The sequence below is a fragment of the Acinetobacter johnsonii genome, assembly GCF_048551975.1.
Classification (GTDB): Bacteria; Pseudomonadota; Gammaproteobacteria; order Pseudomonadales; family Moraxellaceae; genus Acinetobacter; species Acinetobacter johnsonii_A.
The window spans coordinates 1-290 of record NZ_JBIMCF010000175.1 but is presented as its reverse complement, the minus strand read 5'-3'; the positions used below and the strand labels follow the sequence as shown (position 1 = coordinate 290).

Annotated in this window: 1 protein-coding gene; it reads right to left on the bottom strand. The window is 42.4% G+C overall.

Going from position 1 to position 290, the window contains the following annotated elements:
- A partial coding sequence (locus ACG9ZB_RS17125) for an esterase/lipase family protein (protein WP_419326834.1) occupies nucleotides 1-290 on the bottom strand: 290 nt, incomplete at both ends.

The following is a 290-nucleotide window of genomic DNA, read 5'->3' as shown; positions in this document are numbered from 1 at the left end:
AAAAATAGCTTTGTACCCAAATTTTATAAAAACAAAAAGCTTTTGTTCTAGCGGCGTACATGGCGCGGAAATAATCAAATCGGCCACCGGAGAGCCTTTTAAAGGACTAGAAATGGCTGTTGCAGACGCGATTTTATTGGGCATAACATTTGAGACATAGGCAATACTATGTCCGCCGTGACTATGACCAAGCAAATTGACTTTGTGTGCTCCTGTAATCGCTAAGATTTCATCCACTTGTTGCAGCAGTTGTTCACCACGCACTTCAGAGGTGTTGAATGGAGAAACGC